Genomic DNA, 22,134 nt, shown 5'->3' with positions numbered 1-22,134 from the left:
CCATGGTGTTTCGCCGCAACGCGCATGACATCGCATCCAGTCCGGCCGCCCGCGAGGATCGCCGGGAGCGTGGCGCGGACATGCCGGTAATGGTCTGGAACAACAGGCGCCTGCGTGTGTGCCATGCCGTTTCCGCCAACACCGTGTTCTGCATCCTGAGTTCGCTGGCGTTCTCGATCTATGTGAGGCTCTCGAACACCTGTTCGACGACCAGCGGCTCGCTTGGCGCCATGGTATTGGCCTGGCTCTACCGCACCGTTGTCATCATGCGGGTCGGCGGCGAGATCAATGTCCGGCTCGCGTTCCAGGCCCCCGAGTACATTACGGTCAGCGGCAACAAGCCAATCGGTGAGCGCGGCGCGTTCGTGGCCGACAGCGTCGCCAGGCGCGCCCAGGCTGTTGATTGCGACGCCCAGGACGAACGAGCCCCGCGATGACTGCAACGCGTGTCGATATCCCCAGCAGCGCCGAACCAGGCGCTACCGTGTGTCTGCGCGAGGCGACCGCGGCTGGGCGGTCGGGCCACGCCGGTCGCGCCGTGCTGTTCGTCCACGGTGCGACCTACCCCGGCGTGATGTTCGATGTGCCCGGCGCCAGCTGGATGAGGCGGGCCGTGGCCGATGGTTACGACGCGTACGCGCTGGATGTCCGGGGTTACGGTGGCTCGACCCGGCCGGACTGCATGGCCGAGCCGCCCGAGGCCGGTGCGCCGTTCTGCCGGGCGGAGGATGCGGCCCGCGACATCGCCGACGCGATCGCCGAAATTCGGCGTCGCGCCGGGGTGGCTTCGGTCGATGTGGTGGCCTGGTCATGGGGCACGATGACCACCGCCTGCCACATCGCGGCCGGAGATTCGGCGGTCCGCCGGCTGGTGCTGTTCGCTCCGGTCTATGGCGTGCCCAACCCGGACTGGGTCGATGGGCTTTCGGAGCCGGGTCAGCCCAACCGGCTGCGCCGGCTCGGCGCCTATCGGACCGAGTCGCAGGCCCAGGCCGATGCCCGCTGGGCGGCCCAGATCACCGCGGTCCGGGCCGATGCCTGGCGCGATCCGGCGGTGCTGGGGGCCTGGTTCGAAGCCATGCAGGCCGATGAACCGGGCGATGTCGTACGTGCGCCCAACGGCGTGCTGCTCGATCTGTGGTCAGCCTTCAACGGGCGGCCGCGCTACGAAGCCGCTCGCATCCAGGTGCCGACCCTCGTGATTCGCGGTGGCGCCGACACCACGGCCACGCGGGCCGACGGCCTGGCGCTGCTGGATGCATTGGGCACAAAGGAAAAATGCTACGTCGAGATTGCCCATGCCAGCCACTTCGCACTGCTCGAGCATCGGCGGCATGTGTTGTTCGATCAGGTCGCTGCGTTTCTTGATAGCGAGCCCGACTGAGGCGAAGTATGCCGCCGTGCCCCGATCGAAATACCCAGACATGATGTTTTTGTCCTGCTCGTCCTAAACATCGTGTGGGTTATGTCGCGGGTGGGGTACGGCCCCGAGGCAGAGCGACATTGAGCGGGGCGGGTCATATCCAGGATTATCACATGACCCATGGAGGCTCAGGCCGCGCCAGAGATGCTTGAGCCGTGCGCCTCGTCGGCATACGGCGCGTTCACGTCGATCTGGACTTAAACAAGGACAAGATAACAAGGACACGATCGCGGCGCCGGGTTCGTGGCTGCGGACAGTCATGAGGCAGCTGCGGTGAGACGCCGATGGACATCGGTTGGCGTGGCATATGGTCTTGCGTGCTGGACTATGGAATTAATACGACTTTGGCTGCGGCAACGCGGCCCTCGTCGAGTTCACCGAACATCCGGGCGCCCTGGGACAGGGGGTGCGTTTCCACCCATTCCAGCCCGCCGAGCGCGCCATTCACCAGTGCGGACAATGCAGCTTGAAAATCGGATGGCGTGTAGGTATAGCAGCCGAGCAGGCTGATTTCGGCCAGAGTGAGCTTACGGGCATCCAGCTCGCCCCCTGACGCCTGCAGCCCAATGCTCAAGACGACGCCGCCGGGGCGCACAGCGGATATCGCAACGCTGCGTGTGACCGCCGAGCCAACGGCATCGACCACCAGATCGAAGCGACCCTCGGACAACGTGCTTTTGCCTGGATCGTGCAGATTATCCATGCCGGCCCTGGCAGCGGTGGTCTGTCGCAGCGGATTCGGCTCGGAGATCAGCGGATCAGATGCACCATAAGCGCGCAGCAGCAGTGCACTGATCAAGCCGATGGCGCCGCCACCGATCACGGCGGTTCGTGCCTCGGACAATGGTCTCACAGCCGCGCGGGCGGCCAGATGCAGGGCGTGCACGGCAGTGGCGGTCGGCTCGGCCAGGGCTGCATGAACCGGGTTCATGTGGGGCGGCAGCACGAACAGGTTGCGCTCGGGTATGGTGACATGCTCGGCGAATGCGCCCGGTCGTGTCATGCCAATCATGGTCCGCTCGGGACACAGATTGAAACGCCCCTGTCCGCAGTATTCACATTGGCCGCAGCTGATCAGCGGATTGATCGCCACGGCCTGGCCTGCGTGGACGCCGGTCTGGCAGATTCCCGCCACTTCGTGGCCCAGCACCAACGGCGGATTGCGCCGCGGGTCGTGGCCGTGGAACGCGTGCATGTCCGAACCGCAGATACCGGCTGCCTGCACATCGACAATCACGTCGCCCGCGTGTTGGCCGGGTTCGTCCTGATCCCGGTACTGCATTTCAAAAGGAGCGGTATAGACGAGCGCTTTCATTGCTGTTTCTCCGGCTATTTTGCGGTGAACCCACCGTCGACGAAAACGGTCTGGCCGGTGATGTAATCGGACGCACTTGCGGCGAGAAATATTGCGATGCCGTGCAGATCCTCCAGACGCCCATTGCGGCCGATCATCGTCTGCTCGGCGTTGCGCTGGGCCTGCGCTGAGTCATCGAACACCGGCGCGGTCAGTTCGGTTGGGAAGAATCCCGGCGCGATCGCATTGCAGTTAATGCCGTGCGGCGACCAGGCTTCGGCCATGGCACGCGTCATCTGCACCACGCCGCCCTTGGCGGTGCCGTAAGGCAAGCCATTGGGAAAGGCACGCACCGACTGTAGCGAGGCAATATTGATGATCCGGCCCCAGCTGCGGCGCTGCATCCGGCCGACGAGCGCCTGCGCCAAAACAAACGGGACAGTCAGATGGATATGCAGGGTCCGCTGCCAGGTGTCCACATCGACCTCTGCTGCCGGCAGGCGCGGATTGACGCCGGCGGCGTTGACCAGAATATCGGGCGCGGCATTCAGATCGGCACAGCGCGCGGCGACCAGGCGCAAAGCGTCCAGATCGTCGAGATCGATGTCCAGCACACTCGCCCGGCCGCCCGATTGCTGGATACGATCGGCGGCCTCCTCCAACCGATCGCGGCGTCGCGCGGCCAGGATCACGTGCGCACCGGCGCCCGCCAGCGCAATAGCCAGCTCGCGCCCAATGCCGGAGCTCGCGCCGGTTATCAGCGCTGATCGACCCGACAAGTCGAAAAGACCGTCGCTCACAGCGACGCGTCGAGGTCGAAGCTCTCGCCCGGGAAATACTTGTGCAGTCTGATGTCGCCGGTTCGGGCATGGCCTTCCATGCCTTCGCTGCGCGATAGTCGAGCGGCTACCGCGGCGACGTCGTGCGTGGCGGCTTTGTCCTGGCGCTGATAAGTCACCACCTTGATGAATTTGTGCGCGCTCAAGCCGCCGGTATAGCGCGCCGCACCCTTGGTCGGCAGGATATGGTTGGTGCCTGAGCATTTATCACCGAAGGCGACCGTTGTTTCCTCGCCGAGGAACAGCGAGCCATAGTTCTGCAGATTATCCCGCCACCAATCAAGATCCGCTGCCTGGATTTCCAGATGCTCCGCCGCGTATTCGTCGCTGATCTTTGCGATCTCTTCACGCGTATCGCCGACCACGATTTCGCCGTAATCGCGCCAGGCCGCCGTCGCCGCCTTGCGCTGGGTCTCCGGCAGCGCATCGATACAAGCGGGCATGCGTTCCATCACGCTTTTGGCCAGCGTTTCAGACGTCGTGAACAACCACGCGGGCGAATCCGGCCCGTGCTCTGCTTGCCCGGCCAGATCGGCCGCGACGATATCGGCATCTGCGTGCTCGTCCGCGATGACGGCAATTTCGGTCGGGCCGGCAAACAGATCGATGCCAACACGCCCGTAAAGCAGGCGCTTGGCCTCGGCGACAAAGCGATTGCCGGGGCCCACCAGCATATCCGCCGGCTTGTCCGTGAACAGGCCAAAAGCCATGGCCGCCACGCCCTGTACGCCGCCCAGTGCCAGTACATGGTCGGCGCCGGCGACTTTCATGGCGTAGAGGATGGCCGGATGAACGCCGCCGTCGCGTGGCGGAGAGCAGGCGATCACATTCTTCACGCCGGCGATCTTCGCCGTCGCCACGCTCATCAACGCCGAGGCGATGTGTGCATAGCGCCCGCCCGGCACATAGCAGCCGACGGTCTGCATCGGGATCAGGCGCTGACCGGCAAACAGCCCGGGGCTGATCTCGGACTCGAACTCGCGGATGCTGTCGCGCTGCTGACGTGCGAATCCGCCGATGCGCTCGTAAGCAAAATGGATATCGTCACGCAGCTGCTGCGGCACATGCTCGGCTGCCGCGTCGATCTCATCCTGCGACACGACAATGTCGCCCTCGAACTTGTCGAGTTCCCGGGCATAGGTGATTGCCGCTTGCTCTCTGCCGTTTTCCAGCTTTTCCAGCATCTCCAGGACGGTGCTGCGGGTCTGGCTCTCGCCAGAGGATGACGTGCGCGAGGCTTTCTTCAGGTAGCGAATGCTCATTACTCAAACTCCTTTGTGTAATCGCTTACAATTATATTTTTACTTGCGGTGCGAATACTGGAATCAATGGGTCAGAATGCCCACAGCGACAGCTGCGGGATGAACGCGATCACCAGCACGGCCAGCAGCATGGCAAACACGAATGGCACGGCGTACCACGCCACGCTCATCACGGGTGTTCCGCGCAGGCTGGATACCACAAACAGATTCAAGCCGAAGGGCGGCGTGATGAAGCCGACACCGAGCGCGGTGATCATCACGATAGAGAAATGAATATCGTTCATACCGATGTTGCGAGCGAGCGGTAGCAGCAACGGTGCGAGGATCACGATATTCGGCGTGGTCTCCATCACGCAGCCGGCCACGAGCAGGATGCCGATCATGATCAGGATCAGCACGGTCGGGTTGTCGCTCAGACCGGTCATGCCGGCCACGAACGTCTGCGGTATGTCCAGAGAGGCCAGAGTTTGCGCCAGTGGCAGCGACATGGCGATGATCGGCAGGATGACGCCGTTCACCTTCGCTGAACTCTCAAGAATGCGCGGCAGATCGCGCAGATGCAGCGTGCCTTGCCCAAAGCCGACGGCGATGGTCACGCTTACGGCCACCGCGGCGGCCTCGGTCGGCGTGAATATACCCGAGTAGATGCCGCCCAGAATGATGAATGGAATCATCACTCCGTATCGAGCCGCCCAGAAGGCGCGCAGCCAACGGTTGAGGGAAAACTTGGCACTCTCATGCTCGTAGCCGTTGATGCGGTTGAGCATCACATTCGTGAAGAGGATGGTCACGAGCACGACCACACCGGGCACTGCGGCTGCGAGAAAGAGGGTGGCCACTGACTGGCCCAGAATGAGCCCAATGATGATGTATGAGATCGACGGTGGGATGAGCACGCCGGTACACGAGCCGGCTGCCACCAGCGCGCAGGCCATGGCTTCCGGATAGCCACGTGCGACCAGTCGGTCCAGTGTTATCCGGCCGATCGCCGCGGTATCGGCTGCGTCCGATCCGGAAATACAGGCGAAGAATCCCGCGCCCAGAACCGTGGCCGATCCAAGGCCTGTGCGGGCCCCGCCTACCGTCGCCTCGGCGAGATCCAGCAGTTTCGTCGACAACCCCGTGCGCACCAGCAGATCGCCCGTCAGGATGAACAGCGGAATTGCGATGAGTGCGAACGAATTGATGCCGTCGAACAAGGCTTCACCGAACAACGACAGCGGCAACACGCCGGTAAAGTAGAGCATGGCGCTGGCGCCCAGGCCGATAACGACCCAGATCGGTACCGCCAGCATCATCAGCACCACCATTGCAATCAGCGGCCCATAAAAGCCCCAGCCCAGGGTGGCTGCCTGCTGTGCATACATGAGTGCGTTCATTCAGGCGATCTTCCAGTGCATGTAGCGCCATCGGGCTCTTGGCCCGCCGGCAGCCCATAAGGTGTTGCAATCATTGCCGCGTCACACGCCAGTGCCGTTCCTCAATCAAAAAGCTTGCTGCCTTCGAACGGCGCACGTCCTGTGCGTAGATCGGATACGTCGCGAAGCATTGCCTGCAACAATCGGAATATCATCATCCCGAATCCAAGCGGCACGGCAGCCAGAAACCAAACCCGGCTGACCTGAAGCGCTTCGGCCACTGAGCCGAATTGCCACGATGTCTCTATTGGTGCCATTGACCAGTAGATCGCGATCACCGCCAGCAGAAGCGTCATGAGATCACCGAAAATCAGTACCGTCGCCTTGCCGCGTGGCGGCAGCCATTGCAGCAGGGCATCGATACGAATATGGCTACGCTCGCGTACCGCGGCCGACGCACCCACCCAAGCCAGGTATATGAATAGAAACCGGGATGCTTCGCCGCCCCACACGGACGAATCGGCCAGTAGAAAGCGTCGCGCCACTTCACTGGTCACGATCAGTACGATGGCGACATAGAACACGAGCAGTAACCATCGCTCGCCGTTGCGATCAAGTGCGCCAACAATGGCTCGAAGCCTGGATTGCCGCCGAGCAAGCGGAGATTCGGCGGTCATACGTCGGCCACGTAATACGTGCCTCGCTTTTGCGTGGCCGCCAGGAATTCATCGAACTTGTCGAGTGAACCGGCGAGCTTCTTCTTGGTGTCGTCCCATGTCTTGAGCTGATGACCACAGGACGCCTTCCACTGCGCCATCTCGTCGTCATTGGGCGTATAGAACTGCACCCCGGCCTTCTGCAGTTCCTGCATGGCATAGGCGCGGGATGCCGGCACCTGAGCCAGGTTCTGGCGGAACGTGATGTCACTGGCCTCCTCGATTGCGTGCTGTACCTCGCTCGGGAGGCTTCTGAACCACTTCAGGTTGCACGAATAGATCTGTGAATCAGGCACGGCCTCGTTGAAGGTCACCCAGGACAAGACATCCTTGAATCCGAATACATAGAGAGCGTTGATCGATGGATCGAGGGCGTCGGCAACCCCTTCCTTGATCGCCGCAGTCGTCTCGCCCCAGGCGATTGGCGTCGGATTGGCGCCCATTAATTTATAGACTTTCTGCAGAATCTCGGACCCCGGCACACGAAACTTGATTCCGTGCATCTGGTCCGGCGTCTTTATCGGTCCCTTGCCGCCCTTGCGCAAGGCAATGACGCGCGGGTCGATGACGACGTACATCAGCGCCTTGAAGCCGTGACTTTCCAGCTTCGGATTGATTGTGTCCTGCCATGTCTTGGACGTGACCAGGTTCACGAAATGCTGGCTGGCACCGCACCAATACGGCAGGTTGATCAGATCCGCTTCAGGTGCGAATGGCGCAAAATTGGAGAGGGAATGCTGAGCGCCCTGTATCGTGCCGCTCTGGACCTTGTTAACAAGGGCGGTTCCAGCACCGAGTTGGCCGCCGGGAGCAAGCTTCACGTAGACCTTGCCGCGCGTCATGTTCTCGATATTGTCCTTCAGGTTGAGCTGCATGATCGGGTAGCTACGCGAGGCACCGACGATATAGGCGGTGGCTAGATTCATCGTGTATTTGGCGGATCGCGCCCGCTGCTGCTCCTCACGGGAAACCGCGGCAACAGCCGGTTCCGAGGTCAGTAACCCGCCCGTGGCGGCAATCACGGCTGTGGTGAATCCGTAGCGGCCGGCGACCGACAGAAACTGGCGTCTATCCGGCGATTTCAGGCTCTTGTCGAAATCTCTCGAATCTTTGCTGCGTCCCATGAGTCATTCTCCTGCTTTCGCACTGGCGATTATTGTTAATTACGATTATTGGGCGTGTTTTCCCGGCGTTCCGCTACCAGCGCCGCCGCCACCAGAAAGACCGATATCAGCACTAGCAGCGCAAACTGCAGCGCGTTATCCGGCAGTAGTCGAACAAGGAATCCAGGCAGCATCCCTCCCAGTTTCCCCAGTACAACATCAAGCACATACAGCGCCGCGCTGAACCAGAAAAGACGCAGCAAGATTTTCTCTAAGCTCGTTCTGCCGGATCGCACCAATCTCATGCTGCTACCAAATGAAAGCGCTTACATACGCTATGCATAACAATATTGCACTGTCAACACTGCTGGCGGCATGGGCGTTTGGAATCGCTGATACCCCGTCGCGGGGGGCTTTTAGGGCGTCCTTTTTTTTATATACCGAATTGATTTATTTGATTTTATTTTTAACCCCTGGTTGCTGCTACAACTTTTGGATGAGTTTTCGCGCTGGTTGCGGTGCCACCAACGTCTAACTCCGTACAGGGCCGACAAATGACAGCCCTGCGCAAATGAGACAGACTTTAGGAAAATCACTAACCCGTTTGTATCGAGTGAAAGCTGCGAGACGTACGAGCCGCAATGTGGGCATTATCGACGTCGCGCGTCGCGCTGGCGTATCAACAGCGTCGGTTTCGCGCACTATCAACTCGCCCGATATGGTGCGCCCCGAGTTGCGCAAGCGCATCGAAGCCGCAATAAGGGATCTCGGCTATATCCCGTCTGGTGCCGCGCGAGCGCTGGCAAGCAGCCAGACTCGCGCTGTAGGCGCCATCGTTCCCACGCTGGACAACGCGATATTCGCCAGCGGTATCAGCTCGCTTCAACGCCGCTTGACGCAATTGGGGTACACGCTACTGGTGGCGGCGTCCGAGTATGACTTGGAGCAGGAAGTTCGAGAGGCGCACGCCTTCCTCTGTCACGGCGTTGAAGGGCTAATGCTGGTTGGAGAAGCGCACGCGCCCCAGCTGTATAGCCTGCTTGAGCGGTACCAGTTACCGTTCGTGAACTGCTGGACGTACCGAGCCTCGTCCGAATACCCATGCATCGGATTCGATAACGAAGGGGCAGCGCGCCGACTCACCGAATATCTTATCGACCTAGGCCACCGCGACATTGCAATGATCGCAGGCGTGAGCCAATCGAACGATCGTGCACAGGCGCGTATCCAGGGCGTACGGGCTGCACTCGCCGTGATCGGTAGGCAGTTGGAGGAGCAGCGATTAGTAGAGCAGCCCTATGGGATCGCAGATGGCCGAAACGGTATGCGTGAATTGCTGAATCGTTGCGCGCAACCCCCGACCGCGGTGATATGCGGCAACGATGTGCTGGCGATCGGCGCTATATTCGAATGCCAATCGCGCGGCCTGGGGGTCCCCGCAGCCATCTCGATCACTGGATTCGACGACTTGAGCATAAGCGCACATCTGCAACCGGGGCTGACAACCGTTAAGGTGCCGTCTTCAGAAATGGGCGCCAAGGCTGCAGATTTTCTCGTAAAACGCATCAACGGCGAGACGACGCTGCTCCATACGGAAATTGAAACGACTCTGGTCGTGCGTGGAACGACGAAATCCGCAGCGAATAGAGTGGTCACGACTTAGCTCGATTAATCCGAGCTTTGGCAGGGGCCAGTCAACGACAGTCTCGACAGTCATCGACAGGCGTTTCAATGGTTGAGGCGCCGAGCCAGATCAGTTTGTTCTTCAACCCCGGCCGCGCACGTGGCGACGATTGCTGGTAGCAGGACAGTCGCTTGTAGAACAAAGCCTCGTAGGGCGTATAAGGCTGGTTTCGTTGCTCTGGACCCGCGACGAGCGGGTTATCACCACGCTGCCCAAGGTGATACGGCGTGGTCGCTTGCGCCAACGGATTGCTCCCGATATCGCACAGACCCGCGCGCCCGGCGAACTGCGCGGTCAGCGAATGCAGCGAGTAGTGAGCTGATGCAATGGCAGCCGATGATATCCGCGCCGCGGTTGACCTGACGAATATGCGCCGACAGCGCCCCGAACAGCGAGCCGCCGAACAGCCAGGACAAGGGGCTCGATTTAGTCGGGTCTATGACGATATGTTCGCGATATCGAGCGTGTGACTTACGCTCGGCCTGCTGGTGCAGGCAGGCGCGAGGGGCATGCCGCGGTCGTCAGTCGAGTTCGTTGAAATAGTAATGATGCCCGGTGTGGCAGAGACTGCGGCGCCATTCAACGGGCTCGTTGCGAATGTTTAGAGCGCGCCGTTCCACCGACAGCAGCGGTGAAGCCGGGGCCACGCCGAGCAGTTCTGCTTCAGTCGCAGACGCGGCGGCCGCGCGGACCATCTCGCTCGCATGGACGACCATCACGCCGTATTCCGTCTCATAGAACTCATACAGCGTGTTCGGCAGGTCTTCGAGCCGCCAGCTCGATAAACCCGGGAAAAGACTGCTCGGAATGGTGATGCTCTCGTAAATCACGGGTGTGCCGTTAAGCTCCCGGACGCGCTCGATCCGAACCACCATGGCGTGCGCGGAGAGTTCCAGTGCGCGAGCCTCGGTCGCGCTCGCCTTGCTTTCCAGGCAGCGGGTGACCCGGCTGATCGGCAGTTCCCGCTCGCCGTTGTCGTTGACCAGGTGGAAGAACTGGAACAGCGAGCGTTGCTGGCTATGGCGCGCTGCGAACGTGCCTCGCCCCTGGCGTCGTTCCACAAGGTGTTCCTTCTCCATCGCGGTGAGCGCCTTGCGTACCGTGCCCTGGCTCACGTCGTATTCCTGTGCCAGAGCGATCTCACTGGGAAGCGCCGTGCCGGGCGGCCATTCATTATTACCTAAGCGCCTGACGAGCAAGCTTTTTATCTGCTCGTAGAGCGGTCTGTAATTTAATGTGCGTGCTTCGCTCATAGGGCCCTGTGCCTCGTGTAGCGGCTCATCATAACCGATAGTCTAATATTGACAGTCTTATATAAGACATAATACAAAAGACGTGCCGTTACGGCTCAACGCGATATCTGGAGGAAATTCAATGGAGACCCACTTCCTGGTCCACAACAAGGCTGACAAGGTCGGCGTTGTGGTTGTCGAAGGCGTCAGCGCAGGTGAAACGCTTACCGGCTGGCTGATGGAGGGCGACGAGACGCTCGAGATCAAGGCCAATCACGACATCCCGATCGGTCACAAGATCGCGCTCGACGATATCGGTAACCAAGACACGATCATCGAATATGAGCACGACATCGGCCGCGCCGTGGCCGACATCGCCAAGGGCGATCACGTGCACGTCCACAACATCAAGACCAAGCGGTGGTAGCCATGACGAAGCGCACTTTTCTGGGATATCGGCGTGAAAACGGGCGCGTGGGCGTGCGTAACCACGTCATCATCCTGCCGCTCGATGATATTTCGAACGCAGCCTGTGAAGCGGTGGCCAACAACATAAAGGGCACGATGGCCATCCCGCATCCGTACGGGCGGCTGCAGTTTGGCGCGGACCTGGATCTGCATTTCCGCACCCTGATCGGCACGGGAGCGAACCCGAATGTCGCCGCAGTGGTGGTTATCGGTATCGAACCTGGCTGGACCCAGCGCGTGGTCGAGGGTATCGCCAAGACCGGTAAGCCGGTCGAAGGTTTCGCCATTGAACAGCATGGCGATATCGACACCATCGCGCGTGCCTCCTGGACCGCCAAGAAGTTCGTGCAGGACGCTTCAATGAAACAGCGCGAGGAATGCGGTATCGACGAACTCTGGATTTCCACCAAGTGTGGCGAGTCCGACACCACCTCGGGGCTGGCCTCCTGTCCTACGGTCGGGAATCTGATGGACAAGCTGGTGGCCGAAGGCGCGACGATGTGTTTCGGAGAGACCTCGGAAATCACCGGTGCCGAGATGGTCTGTGCCGAACGCGCTGCCGACGAGGCGACCAAGCAGAAGTTTCTGGATACCTGGGGCAGCTACAACGATTTCATCAACCGTCACAAGACCAACGACCTGTCCGAGTCGCAGCCGACCAAGGGCAATATCGAAGGCGGTCTGTCGACCATCGAGGAAAAAGCCTTCGGCAACCTGGCCAAGATCGGGCACAAGACGTCGTACATCGACGTACTCGAACCGGCGGAAGAGCCGACGAAGGGGCCCGGGCTGTATTTCATGGATACGTCGTCGGCCGCGGCCGAGTGCGTGACGCTCATGGCCGCGGCCGGGTACGTGGTGCATCTGTTCCCGACCGGGCAGGGCAACATTATCGGCAACCCGATCGAGCCGGTGATCAAGCTGTCGGCCAACCCGCGCACCGTGCGCACCATGGCCGAGCATGTCGATCTCGACGTGTCGGGCATCCTGCGGCGCGAAATGGATTTCGACCAGGCCGGCGACGCCCTGATCGAGTCCGTGCTCGAGACGAGCAGTGGTCGTCTGACCGCCGCTGAAGCGCTCGGCCATCGCGAGTTCGTGCTGACCAAGCTGTATCGGAGTGCTTGATGAAAATCGGCGTGCGGCCGAGTGGTAGCCGCGCGCCGTTCGCCGTTGACTTCAGGGAGAGTTGAGTGAGCGATATCGTAATCACCGAATTCATGGACGAGGCGCCAATCGCGGCCTTGCGCGAACGCTACGACGTACGTTTCGAGCCTTCGTTGGTGGATGAGCGGGCGACGCTGCTCGGAGCGGTCGGCCACGCGCAGGCGATCATCGTGCGCAATCGCACCCGGGTGGATCGCGAGTTGCTTGAGGCGGCGCCAAAGCTGCGTGCCGTCGGGCGGCTCGGCGTCGGGCTCGACAACATCGATCTGGAGGCGTGCCGGGCGCGCGATGTGCGCGTGCTGCCAGCCACGGGCGCCAACGATGTGGCTGTGGCCGAGTATGTGATCGCGGCGGCGCTGATACTGCGGCGGGGCGCGTACGAACATCGTGCTTCGATGCAGGCTGGCGAATGGCCGCGTTCGGCGTTGATCGGACTGGAGGTGGCAGGGGCGACGATGGGGCTGGTCGGATTCGGTGGTATCGCCCGCCAGGTCGCGGCTCGGGCCAAGGCGCTGGGTATGCGCGTGATGGCACACGACCCCAACCTGTCGATGCACGACGCCTGTTGGGCCGAGTACGACGTCGAGCCGATCGACTTCAAGTCGCTTCTGGCCGAGTCGGACGTGCTCAGTCTGCATGTGCCGCTCGTGCCCGGCACGCGGCATCTGATCGATGCGGCGGCGCTGGCGCGCATGCGATCGGGCGCGGTGATCGTCAACAGCGCGCGTGGCGGTGTAATCGACGATGCGGCGCTTGCCAGCGCCTTGGCCGATGGCGTCATTGCGGCGGCCGCGCTCGACGTGTTCGAGGACGAGCCGTTACCGGCGGATTCGGTCTATGCCGGGCTCGATAACGTGCTGCTCACGCCGCACATCGCCGGGGTGACGGTGCAGTCGAACGTGCGCGTCAGCCAGGTCACCGTCGACAATGTACTCGCCGCGCTCGACGAGGCCGCGGCATGAGTCGCGTCAGCGCCGAGCGAGCCCGGGAACTGGCGAGCAAGGTATTGTGTAACAACGCCGTCAGCGCCCCGAACGCCGACGCGGTGGCGACGGCGCTGGTGGCCGCGGAGCTCGATGGTCTGGCCTCGCATGGCCTGTCCCGCCTGATCGCGTATGCCGATCAGGCGATGGCCGGAAAGGTGGATGGCTATGCCAAGCCGCGAATCCGGGTCAATGCGCCGGCGGCGTTGGCCGTGGACGCCGGCCATGGCTTCGCGTTCCCGGCGATTCAGTTCGGCATCGAACATGGTGTGGCGCGGGCGCGAGAGGCCGGCAGTTGCACGGTCGCGATCAGTCATTCGCACCATGCGGGCGTGCTCGGTCATCACGTGGAAGCCGCAGCCACACAGGGCCTGATCGCACTCGGGTTTTCCAATTCGCCGGCGGCGATGGCGCCGTGGGGCGGATCAAAGGGTGTGTTCGGCACCAATCCGATCGCCTGCGCCGTGCCGCGCAGCGGCGCGCCCCCCATGGTGATCGACCTGTCATTGAGCGGCGTGGCACGGGGCAAGGTCATGCTCGCGAACCAGCGCGGCGAGGCGATTCCCGAGGGGTGGGCGCTCGACGAAGCCGGCCGCCCGACCACCGAGGCCGCGGCCGCGCTCGCCGGCACGATGATCCCCGCCGGGGGCGCCAAGGGCGCGGCTCTGGCGCTGATGGTCGAGATTCTGTCGGCCACGCTCACGGGTTCGAGCTATGCCTTCGAGGCCAGCTCTTTTTTCAACATGGAAGGCCCGCCGCCGAATATCGGGCAATGCTTCTGGCTGATCGATCCGGACCGGCTGGCCGGCCCGCAGTTTGCAGCGCGGCTCGAAGTTCTGTTTGCCGCGATCACCGACCAGCCCGGTGCGCGTATTCCCGGGGTGCGCCGGCACGAGTTGCGGGTCGCGAATCAGAAAAAAGGTGTTGAAATCGACGATGCGTTGATGGCGAATATCGGACAGCGGGTCGGCGTATATAAATAGCTGAGAACCCACGCCGTTGCCCACGAGCTTCAAACAGAAAGCGGCCGCGGCGGGATATGAATCACAACAACGTGAACATGCGAAACGGAGGAGAACATGAAGATCAAAACGATGGCGGCAACCATGGTGCTGGCGAGTACGCTCGCGGTGCCGGTTATGGTGACGACGGCTCGAGCCGCCGATGCATCGAACTATCCATCGCGGCCGCTGCACTACATCATCCCGTTCGGGCCCGGCGGCGAGTCGGACATCACCGCCCGCTTGCAGCAACCGATATTCGAGAAGATGACCGGTCAGAACATGATCATCGAATACAAGTCAGGCGGCGGCGGGGCAGTAGCCTGGTCGCAGCTGAATTCGATGAAGGGCGATGGCTACACGATCATGGGTACGAATCTGCCGCATATCATCGTCAAGCCGATGATGGGCAACGTCGGCTTCAAGACGAGCGACATCACCAACGTGTACATGTTCGAGTACACGCCGGATGCGATTCTCGTGGCCAAGGACAGTCCGCTCAAGACGCTCGACGATCTGATCGCCTACGCCAAGAAACACCCCGGCATGCTCACGATGTCGGGGTCGGGCACCGGGACCGCCAACCAGTTGGCCAACGTGCGGTTCGAGAATATTACCGGCACCAAGACCACTTATATTCCGTTCAAGGGTACCGGGGCTGCCTATACGGCGCTACGCGGCGGACAGGTCAAGGCGGAATGGGGATATTCGACGGTGGCAGCCAATCATCCGGGCGAGGTCCGCATGCTGGCCGTGGCCACCGATAAACGCATGGCGATCTTTCCGCAGGTGCCCACCTTTAAGGAAAAAAAGATCGATATGGTTGGCGGCGCCTATCGGGGTGTGGCGGTGCCCAAATCCACGCCCGAGTCGATCCGAAAGAAACTCTCGGCTCTGATCGGCAAGGTCAACGCCAATCCGAAGTTCAAGCAATCGTTGGCCAAGCGCGGCTTTGTCGAACTGAACGTGCCGTACGAAAAGATGGATGCGTTCATGAGCAAGCAGCGCGCCAAGTACACCAGACTCGTCAAGAAAGCTGGTCTGGTGCACTGATTTGCAGCCTGGCCCGGCACACGCGCGGGCCAGGCCGCTTTTCTTCGGAGTCTGAGGACGATGACTCATATCAATGACATCCTGGCCGCGCTGACGCCGCTGCATCTGGCGTTGGCCGTGCTGGGTGTAGCGGCCGGCACTATCCTGGGCGCGATTCCCGGGTTGACGGCGACCATGGCGATCGCGGTGCTGGTGCCGCTGACTTTTTCCATGGACCCGACCACCGCGCTTATGCTGATGGGGGCGATCTACACGGGTGCGATCTATGGCGGTGCCTATGCAGCGATCCTGCTGAACACGCCGGGCACGCCCTCGGCGATCGCCACCACGTTCGATGGCTACCCCATGGCCAAGCGCGGCGACGGCGATCTGGCCGTGACCATTGCCTGCCTGTCCAGCGTATTCGGTGGACTGGTGGGGGCGGCCGTCCTGTTGTTTCTGGCGCCGCCATTAGCCAATGTGGCGCTCGCCTTTGGGCCGGTCGAATATTTCTGGCTGGCCATTTTCGGCCTGACGCTGATTTCGGCCATTTCCTCGGGGCAGCTGCTGAAAGGGCTTATTGGCGCGTCCTTCGGCTTGTTGCTGTCCTGCGTGGGGGTTGCGCCTATTTCCGGGAGCCCGCGGTTTACCTTCGATTCCACCACGCTGCTCGGCGGGATCAATGTCGTATCCGGCCTGATCGGCCTGTACTGCATCCCCGTACTGATCAATCTGGTCGCCCGGCCGGAGCGTCATCTGGAAATCCAGGAAGCTTCCCGTGGCTTTCGTTTGCCCGAAGCGATCCGGCTCTGTATGTCCGGCGGCCTCAACCTGATCCGTTCGTCGCTGATCGGCGCGTTCGTTGGCATTCTGCCGGGCGCCGGCGGGTCGATCTCCGGCCTGGTGTCGTATTCAGAGGCGCGTCGTGCGTCGAAGACCCCCGAGCGTTTCGGCCAGGGCGAGCCGCGCGGCGTCCAGGCCAGCGAATCGGCCAACAACGCCACCGTCGGGGGCGGCATGGTGCCCACCCTGGTGTTGGGCATTCCGGGCACACCGCCGGATGCCGTAATTCTGGGCGCGCTGCTGGTGCAGGGGATCCAGCCGGGGCCGGCCATGTTCTCCGGGCATAGTCCGATTGTCTACACCTTCATCTACGGTCTGTTCATCGCCACGCTGCTGATGTTGCCGATCGGCCTGTTGATCGGTCGTTATGCCTTCAAGTCGATCGTTACCTTTCCCAAGGCGGTGCTCGTACCGATCGTCGCTTTCATGACGATCATCGGCACCTACGCGATCAACAACTCGGTCTCCGACGTCATGGTGATGATCGTACTGGGCGTCGTCGGTTGGGGGCTCGAACGCCTCGGCTTCCAGCCGTCGCCGATCGTGCTCGGCCTGATTCTCGGCCCTATTGCCGAGCAGGGCTTCGTCCAGGGCTGGATGATCGGGGGCGCCACGGGCGACCCATTGGCCATCTTTTTCTCGGGGCCACTGGCGATCGGCATCTTCCTGTTGATCCTGGCCTCGCTTTTCTACCCCATGATCGCCGGCCGTCTGAGCCGGGGTGCCAAGGAGCGCGACAATGCCCCCATCTAAGGATGCCGTGCGCGACACCCGCGATCTGCGGGGCACCGTCGGCGCTTTGATCTTCGTCGTCGTCGGGGGCGTGTGCTGGTGGGATATCAGCCGCACGCCCTCACCGCAGGCGACGGTGTTCCCCGAGACCGTCATCGGGCTGATGGTGGTGTTCAGCGCACTGCTGATCCTGCGCAACCTGCTGGGCTACGCCGCGCCGGCGTCGATTGGCTCGGCCGGTTCGGTCGTTCGACGCGTTCTGCTGATCGTGGTGATGGTCATCGCCACGCTGGCGATGCCGTACTTCGGCTTCCCGATCGCCGCACTGGCCGCGTACGTGGCCATCATGGCCATTGCCATGTATGAACGCTGGACTCCGATGCGGCTGTGGCTCTATCCCGCGTCGGGGGTGATCGTGGTATTGGGTTTCTATTTCATCTTCAAATACCTGTTCCAGGTCCCGCTGCCCGAGCCTTCGCTGTTCGGGCCGCTGTTCTGAGCGGGGAGGGCTCATGCGCATACAGGAAATCCGCGACGCGGTGGCGCCGATTGCATCGCCCATCCGCAATGCGTTCATCGATTTTTCCAGGATGACCATCAGCGTCGTTGCGATCGTGACCGATGTTCAGCGCAATGGTGAGCAGATCATCGGTTATGGCTTTCATTCAAATGGTCGTTACGCGCAGCAGGGAATTCTACGATCGCGCCTTCTGCCGCGCCTGGCCGAAGCCGAGCCGGAGAGCCTGCTGGATGCGACGGGCGAGAATTTCGATCCGCAGAAGATCTGGCGCTGTTTCATGCACAACGAGAAACCGGGCGGGCATGGCGACCGCGCCGTGGCGGCCGGGGCTCTGGACATGGCGGTGTGGGACGTCATCGCGAAGGTGGCCGAACAACCGCTGTGGCGTCTGTTGTCCGATCGATACAACGACGGTCGGTACGACGATGAGATCGTGGTCTACCCCGGTGGCGGCTACTACTACCCGGGCAAGGAAATCGAAGGTCTCAAGGACGAAATGCGGCGCTACGACGAAGCGGGCTATCGCGTCGCGAAAATGAAGATCGGCGGCGCGGATATCGCCACCGACCAGGCGCGGATCGAAGGGGCTCTGGAGGTTCTGGGCGACGGGCAGCGCCTGGCCGTCGATGCCAACGGCAAGTTCGATCTGCCAACCGCGATCGACTACGCCAGAATGCTCGAACCCTACGATCTGTTCTGGTACGAGGAGCCGGGCGATCCGATCGATTATGCGCTGCAGGCCGAACTGGCCCGGCACTATGATCTATCGATGGCCACGGGCGAAAATCTGTTCTCGACGCAGGATGTCTGCAATCTCATACAATTCGGCGGCATGCGGCCCGACCGCGACTGGATCCAGGCCGACCCCGCACTCGCTTACGGGCTGACCGAATATCTCAATCTGATTGCGGCGACCGAGCGCCTTGGCTGGCCGCGGCGCCGGTTGATGCCCCACGGCGGGCACCAGCTCGCCTTGAACATTGCCGCCGGGCTGCAGATCGGCGGCACCGAATCGTACCCCGCGGTATTCCAGCCCTACGGCGGTTTTGCCGACGATATTCCGATCATCGACGGGCGCGTCCGGTTGCCGGACGCGCCCGGTATCGGCATGGAGCGCAAGCCGGTGATGTTCGACGCCCTGCGCAAAGCGCTCGAATTGACCGGCTGAGCGCGCCGAGTGCGCTAATCGTCCAGGTGTGCGCCGCGCCGGGACACCTCGGCCAGGGCCGACAGGTCCTTGTCGCCGTCGCCCGCCGCCATTGCCTCGGCCAGGCGTTCACGAGCGGTGGCGCCCATGGGCATGGGCACTTGTTCGGCGTGGGCCGCGGCCAGCGCCAGATCCACATCCTTGGCGCCGAGTGCCAGTTTGAAGCCTTCCGGGTTGTCGTACTCGCGCTTGCTCATCGCCGGGGCATAACCCTGGTAGGCCGGGGCGGCGAATACCGAGCTGGTTACGATCTCCAGGAAATCGCCGGGTTCGATGCCGTATTTGGCGGTGAGCGCGGCCGCCTCACCCATGGTTTCCACCGCCGACATGAGCATGTAGTTGGTCGCCAGCTTCATGACATTGGCCCGGTAGGGTGCATCGCCGGCCGGCCAGACCTTCGCGCCCATCGTCTCCAGCGCCGGCCGCGCGGCCTCGATGGCGGCGTTCGGTCCGGCGGCCAGGATCTGCAGCTTGGCTGCCTTGGCGATGTCCGGCCGGCCGAGCACCGGCGCGGCGACATAGGCCCTGCCGGCGGATTGATGACGGGCCGCCATGTCGCGGCCGGTCTCGACCGAGACGGTGGCCATGTTCACATGCACGGTGTTCTCGCCCATGGCCTCGATCAGGCCGTACTCGTCGACTACGGCCGCCAGCGCCGCATCGTCGGCCAGCATGGTGATCAACACGTCCGCCGTGGCGCAGTCGGCCGGCGAATCGGCCTGCGTCGCACCCGCTTCGACCAGCGGCTGGCACTTGTAGGCGCTGCGGTTCCAGACCGTGACGTCGAAATTCGCGTTGATGAGATTGGTGGCCATGGCGCGCCCCATGGCGCCGAGTCCGATGAATCCGATTTTCATGATTTGATCCTGTGTGATGTGGCGCCGCGCGCTGCGCGCCGCTGGAATGGAGGAATGACGTCCGAATGCTCAGATCGTGGGTTGCCAAACATGCGGCAGAAAGCGATAGCCCTCGCCGTCGGTCACGACATAGCCGATGCCGGGAAAATCCAGATGATGGCCGCCGACGAGTTCCTGCGACTCGGCCAGCTCGGCCATGATGCGGCGGCGCGTCTCGCGCGCCTGTGCGACATCGGTATCGAAGGCCACGCCCGCATCCGGGCAGGGAAACTGAATCTGCGGCAGGTGCACGATATCGGTCCACAGCAGGATACGATCGTGGCCGGATTCGATGCGATAGCCGGAATGATCGGGGGTATGCCCCGGCAACGGCACGCGCGTGATGCCGGGCAACACCGAGGTACCTTCCAGGTGCTGCATTTGCGCGCCGACTGCGGCGATCACGCGGTGGGCGGCCTGGAACTGGCCTTGCTGGGCGTCGGAGGCGCCCTCGGGAATCTCGCCGCCCCAGTAATCCAGCTCGCCCGCCGGTACCAGCACGGTGGCCTGCGGAAACACCGCGTTGTCGTCGGCATCGATCAGACCGCCGACGTGATCCGGGTGCATGTGCGTAATCAGCACCGTATCGATTGCGGACGGCGTCACGCCGATTGCTTGCAGATTTTCCAGCAGATAGGGCCCGGCATCGCCGGCCAGACCGCCGAGGCCGGTGTCGATCAGGATCTTCTGCGTACCGGTGTCCAGCAGATAAGCGTTGAGGGTGATGCGCGGCGGCGTCGGGCGCCGGCTTTCGGCGTGTAGCCGACGCACTTCGTCTTCATCGATGTTCTGCGGCAGCGCGAAGCTGGCCTCCATCTGGGCATCGAGTAGGGTGGTGAGAACAAAGTCGCCTATGCGCAGTTGGTGCACGTTGGCGGGTTGGGTTGTACTCATGAAGCAGGATCGGCCGTTTGATTGCGGGCCGATCAGTTGTGGGTGATGGGTTCCACGCTACAACACCCGGCCAGGCCATGCATTACGGCGCCGGCGATCGGCTCGCGCCGCCATCGTCCCGCGCTACTTGACGGCATCGGTTTCCAGTTCGGGCATCAGCACCACGCTTTCCTGCTCGTTTGGATCGGTGCGCGCGATCACCGCGCGGGCGGTTTCGCTGTCGCTGGGGTTGTAGGGCAGGTGCGGCACGTTCGCCGGGATATAGAAGAAATCGCCCGGCTCGACGACGGCGTGCTGCTCGAGATGATCGCCGTACCAGCAGTGCGACACGCCTTCGAGCGCGTAGATCGCCGTTTCGTGGTGTTCGTGCTTGTGCGCCCTGGCGCGGGCGCCGGGTGGAATGGTCACGATCTGCATATGAATGCCGGCCGCGCCCACCGATTCGGCGGACACGCCCACGTTGTAGTCTAGTGCCTGCTTGCCGGTGATGGTGTCGCCGGCGCGTACGACGCGGCAGGTGGGTTGATCGATTGCGCTCATATTGGCCCTTGCTCGACTGTCCAGGACGCCGATTCTAGAGGATATCGGCCGGCCGGACGTTGCGAACGATCAAGTCGGATGCTACCGATGTCGGGACGAGGGCCGGCATATCGGCCGCGAACGCGGATCGTGCGAATCTGCCGGCCATGGTTTGTATTGCAGGAGAAATCCGATGAGTGATTCGGTATCGAAATCGGGCAAGGCGGCCGGGATGGCCTTCGTTACGGGTGGCTCGCGCGGCATCGGCGCCGCCATCTGCCGGCAACTGGCCGCCGACGGCTATGCCGTGGCCGTGGGCTACGGGCACAACGAAGCCGCCGCGCAGTCGGTGGTGGCCGCGATTCGCGACGCGGGCGGCACGGCCGAGGCGGTTCATGTCGATGTCAGCGAACTCGACAGCATCGACGAGCGGATCGGCGAAGCCGAAGCGGCGCTCGGCCGCTTGTCCGTCCTGGTGGCCAATGCGGGCGTCACGGGCGAGACCCGGCGTGTGGATGAACAAAGCCTGGGCAATATCGAGGATGTGTTCCGGGTCAACGCCGTGGCGCCGATCGTCTGCGCGCAGGCTGCGGTACGCCGTCTTTCGACCCGTCACGGCGGCCAGGGCGGGGCGATCGTGATCATGTCGTCGGTGGCGGCCCATTCCGGGGGCGCGGGCGGCCTGGCCACCTATGGCGCCAGCAAGGGCGCGATGGAGACTTTCATTCTCGGTCTGGGCAAGGAAGTGGCGGACGAGGGCATCCGCGTCACCGGCGTGGCCCCCGGCATCATCGATACCGACATGCCGCCGGACGAGCTGCGCGAAGCGGCCGAGACTGCGGTGCCGATGCGCCGGCTCGGCAAGCCGGCGGAGATTGCCGACGCCGTGTCCTGGCTGGTCTCGGACCGCGCCTCGTTCGTGACCGGCGAATCGGTGACCGTTTCCGGCGGCCGCTAGCCG

At 62.5% G+C, this 22,134-nt stretch carries 23 protein-coding genes; 12 read left to right on the top strand and 11 right to left on the bottom strand.

The window, feature by feature from the left end:
- Window positions 1-2 precede the first annotated feature (2 nt).
- Both ACS8YF_RS05635 and ACS8YF_RS05630 read left to right on the top strand, forming a co-directional pair.
- Window positions 3-437, top strand: coding sequence for a hypothetical protein (locus ACS8YF_RS05635; protein ID WP_440849240.1), 435 nt, complete (start codon window positions 3-5; stop codon window positions 435-437).
- Entirely contained in the window at window positions 434-1,384 is a 951-nt protein-coding gene (locus ACS8YF_RS05630; RefSeq protein ID WP_440849239.1) for an alpha/beta fold hydrolase, read from the top strand. The genes ACS8YF_RS05635 and ACS8YF_RS05630 overlap by 4 nt, the downstream gene beginning before the upstream one ends.
- A 364-nt stretch (window positions 1,385-1,748) precedes the next feature.
- On the opposite strand, the gene ACS8YF_RS05625 is transcribed toward ACS8YF_RS05630, so the two are convergent.
- The 7 genes from ACS8YF_RS05625 to ACS8YF_RS05595 form a co-directional block, all read right to left on the bottom strand.
- Window positions 1,749-2,738, bottom strand: coding sequence for an alcohol dehydrogenase catalytic domain-containing protein (locus ACS8YF_RS05625; protein ID WP_440849238.1), 990 nt, complete (start codon window positions 2,736-2,738; stop codon window positions 1,749-1,751).
- Window positions 2,739-2,752: 14 nt separating this feature from the next.
- Complete coding sequence (locus tag ACS8YF_RS05620) at window positions 2,753-3,517, bottom strand: SDR family NAD(P)-dependent oxidoreductase (protein ID WP_440849237.1); 765 nt, start codon at window positions 3,515-3,517, stop codon at window positions 2,753-2,755.
- Window positions 3,514-4,818, bottom strand: coding sequence for a histidinol dehydrogenase (gene hisD / locus ACS8YF_RS05615; RefSeq protein WP_440849236.1), 1,305 nt, complete (start codon window positions 4,816-4,818; stop codon window positions 3,514-3,516). Before hisD ends, ACS8YF_RS05620 begins: the two co-directional genes overlap by 4 nt.
- Window positions 4,819-4,889: 71 nt before the next feature.
- Window positions 4,890-6,197, bottom strand: a complete 1,308-nt coding sequence (locus ACS8YF_RS05610) for a TRAP transporter large permease (protein ID WP_440849235.1) — start codon at window positions 6,195-6,197, stop codon at window positions 4,890-4,892.
- 101 nt (window positions 6,198-6,298) lie between these two features.
- Window positions 6,299-6,853 carry a TRAP transporter small permease gene (locus tag ACS8YF_RS05605; RefSeq protein WP_440849234.1) on the bottom strand — a complete coding sequence of 185 codons (555 nt, stop codon included), beginning with the start codon at window positions 6,851-6,853 and terminating at the stop codon, window positions 6,299-6,301.
- Window positions 6,850-8,016: a TRAP transporter substrate-binding protein gene (locus tag ACS8YF_RS05600; protein ID WP_440849233.1), complete on the bottom strand. Its 1,167-nt coding sequence runs from the start codon at window positions 8,014-8,016 to the stop codon at window positions 6,850-6,852. Before ACS8YF_RS05600 ends, ACS8YF_RS05605 begins: the two co-directional genes overlap by 4 nt.
- Window positions 8,017-8,051: 35 nt before the next feature.
- Window positions 8,052-8,258 carry a hypothetical protein gene (locus tag ACS8YF_RS05595; RefSeq protein ID WP_440849232.1) on the bottom strand — a complete coding sequence of 69 codons (207 nt, stop codon included), beginning with the start codon at window positions 8,256-8,258 and terminating at the stop codon, window positions 8,052-8,054.
- Between the two features lie 380 nt (window positions 8,259-8,638).
- On the opposite strand from ACS8YF_RS05595, the gene ACS8YF_RS05590 reads away from it, so the two are divergent.
- Window positions 8,639-9,658: a LacI family DNA-binding transcriptional regulator gene (locus ACS8YF_RS05590; RefSeq protein WP_440849231.1), complete on the top strand. Its 1,020-nt coding sequence runs from the start codon at window positions 8,639-8,641 to the stop codon at window positions 9,656-9,658.
- Window positions 9,659-10,200: 542 nt separating this feature from the next.
- Here ACS8YF_RS05590 and ACS8YF_RS05585 read toward each other — a convergent pair.
- Window positions 10,201-10,932, bottom strand: a complete 732-nt coding sequence (locus tag ACS8YF_RS05585; protein ID WP_440849230.1) for a GntR family transcriptional regulator — start codon at window positions 10,930-10,932, stop codon at window positions 10,201-10,203.
- 121 nt (window positions 10,933-11,053) lie between these two features.
- Here ACS8YF_RS05585 and ACS8YF_RS05580 point away from each other — a divergent pair, with 121 nt between their 5' ends.
- The 8 genes from ACS8YF_RS05580 (at window position 11,054) to ACS8YF_RS05545 (ending at window position 18,825) form a co-directional block, all read left to right on the top strand.
- Complete coding sequence (locus tag ACS8YF_RS05580; protein ID WP_440849229.1) at window positions 11,054-11,338, top strand: UxaA family hydrolase; 285 nt, start codon at window positions 11,054-11,056, stop codon at window positions 11,336-11,338.
- Window positions 11,339-11,340: 2 nt separating this feature from the next.
- The gene (locus ACS8YF_RS05575; protein WP_440849228.1) at window positions 11,341-12,507 is read left to right on the top strand and encodes a UxaA family hydrolase; all 1,167 of its coding nucleotides are present in this window, start codon (window positions 11,341-11,343) and stop codon (window positions 12,505-12,507) included.
- Window positions 12,508-12,572: 65 nt separating this feature from the next.
- Window positions 12,573-13,508: a hydroxyacid dehydrogenase gene (locus ACS8YF_RS05570; protein WP_440849227.1), complete on the top strand. Its 936-nt coding sequence runs from the start codon at window positions 12,573-12,575 to the stop codon at window positions 13,506-13,508.
- The gene (locus ACS8YF_RS05565) at window positions 13,505-14,512 is read left to right on the top strand and encodes an Ldh family oxidoreductase (protein ID WP_440849226.1); all 1,008 of its coding nucleotides are present in this window, start codon (window positions 13,505-13,507) and stop codon (window positions 14,510-14,512) included. Before ACS8YF_RS05570 ends, ACS8YF_RS05565 begins: the two co-directional genes overlap by 4 nt.
- A gap of 96 nt (window positions 14,513-14,608) precedes the next feature.
- Window positions 14,609-15,583, top strand: coding sequence for a tripartite tricarboxylate transporter substrate binding protein (locus ACS8YF_RS05560; protein WP_440849225.1), 975 nt, complete (start codon window positions 14,609-14,611; stop codon window positions 15,581-15,583).
- A 60-nt stretch (window positions 15,584-15,643) separates the two neighbouring features.
- Window positions 15,644-17,158, top strand: coding sequence for a tripartite tricarboxylate transporter permease (locus ACS8YF_RS05555; protein ID WP_440849224.1), 1,515 nt, complete (start codon window positions 15,644-15,646; stop codon window positions 17,156-17,158).
- A gap of 7 nt (window positions 17,159-17,165) precedes the next feature.
- Entirely contained in the window at window positions 17,166-17,636 is a 471-nt protein-coding gene (locus ACS8YF_RS05550; protein WP_440849223.1) for a tripartite tricarboxylate transporter TctB family protein, read from the top strand.
- Window positions 17,637-17,649: 13 nt separating this feature from the next.
- Window positions 17,650-18,825, top strand: coding sequence for an enolase C-terminal domain-like protein (locus ACS8YF_RS05545; RefSeq protein WP_440849222.1), 1,176 nt, complete (start codon window positions 17,650-17,652; stop codon window positions 18,823-18,825).
- 14 nt (window positions 18,826-18,839) lie between these two features.
- Here ACS8YF_RS05545 and ACS8YF_RS05540 read toward each other — a convergent pair whose 3' ends face one another.
- The 3 genes from ACS8YF_RS05540 to ACS8YF_RS05530 all read right to left on the bottom strand — a co-directional run bounded on the left by ACS8YF_RS05540 (window position 18,840) and on the right by ACS8YF_RS05530 (window position 21,194).
- The gene (locus ACS8YF_RS05540) at window positions 18,840-19,739 is read right to left on the bottom strand and encodes an NAD(P)-dependent oxidoreductase (protein ID WP_440849324.1); all 900 of its coding nucleotides are present in this window, start codon (window positions 19,737-19,739) and stop codon (window positions 18,840-18,842) included.
- Window positions 19,740-19,790: 51 nt separating this feature from the next.
- Window positions 19,791-20,654 (bottom strand): MBL fold metallo-hydrolase, encoded by an 864-nt coding sequence (locus ACS8YF_RS05535; protein WP_440849221.1) that lies wholly within the window; start codon window positions 20,652-20,654, stop codon window positions 19,791-19,793.
- 123 nt (window positions 20,655-20,777) lie between these two features.
- Complete coding sequence (locus ACS8YF_RS05530) at window positions 20,778-21,194, bottom strand: cupin domain-containing protein (protein ID WP_440849220.1); 417 nt, start codon at window positions 21,192-21,194, stop codon at window positions 20,778-20,780.
- 172 nt (window positions 21,195-21,366) lie between these two features.
- Here ACS8YF_RS05530 and ACS8YF_RS05525 point away from each other — a divergent pair, with 172 nt between their 5' ends.
- On the top strand, window positions 21,367-22,131 hold the full coding sequence (locus ACS8YF_RS05525; RefSeq protein WP_440849219.1) for an SDR family NAD(P)-dependent oxidoreductase: 765 nt from the start codon (window positions 21,367-21,369) through the stop codon (window positions 22,129-22,131).
- The last annotated feature ends 3 nt before the right edge of the window (window positions 22,132-22,134 follow it).

Origin of the sequence: Salinisphaera sp. SWV1 (assembly GCF_052044155.1) — a bacterium.
In the GTDB taxonomy this organism is placed as follows: Bacteria; Pseudomonadota; Gammaproteobacteria; order Nevskiales; family Salinisphaeraceae; genus Salinisphaera.
The sequence above is the reverse complement of the archived record's forward strand: the minus strand, read 5'-3'. Positions and strand labels throughout refer to the sequence as shown.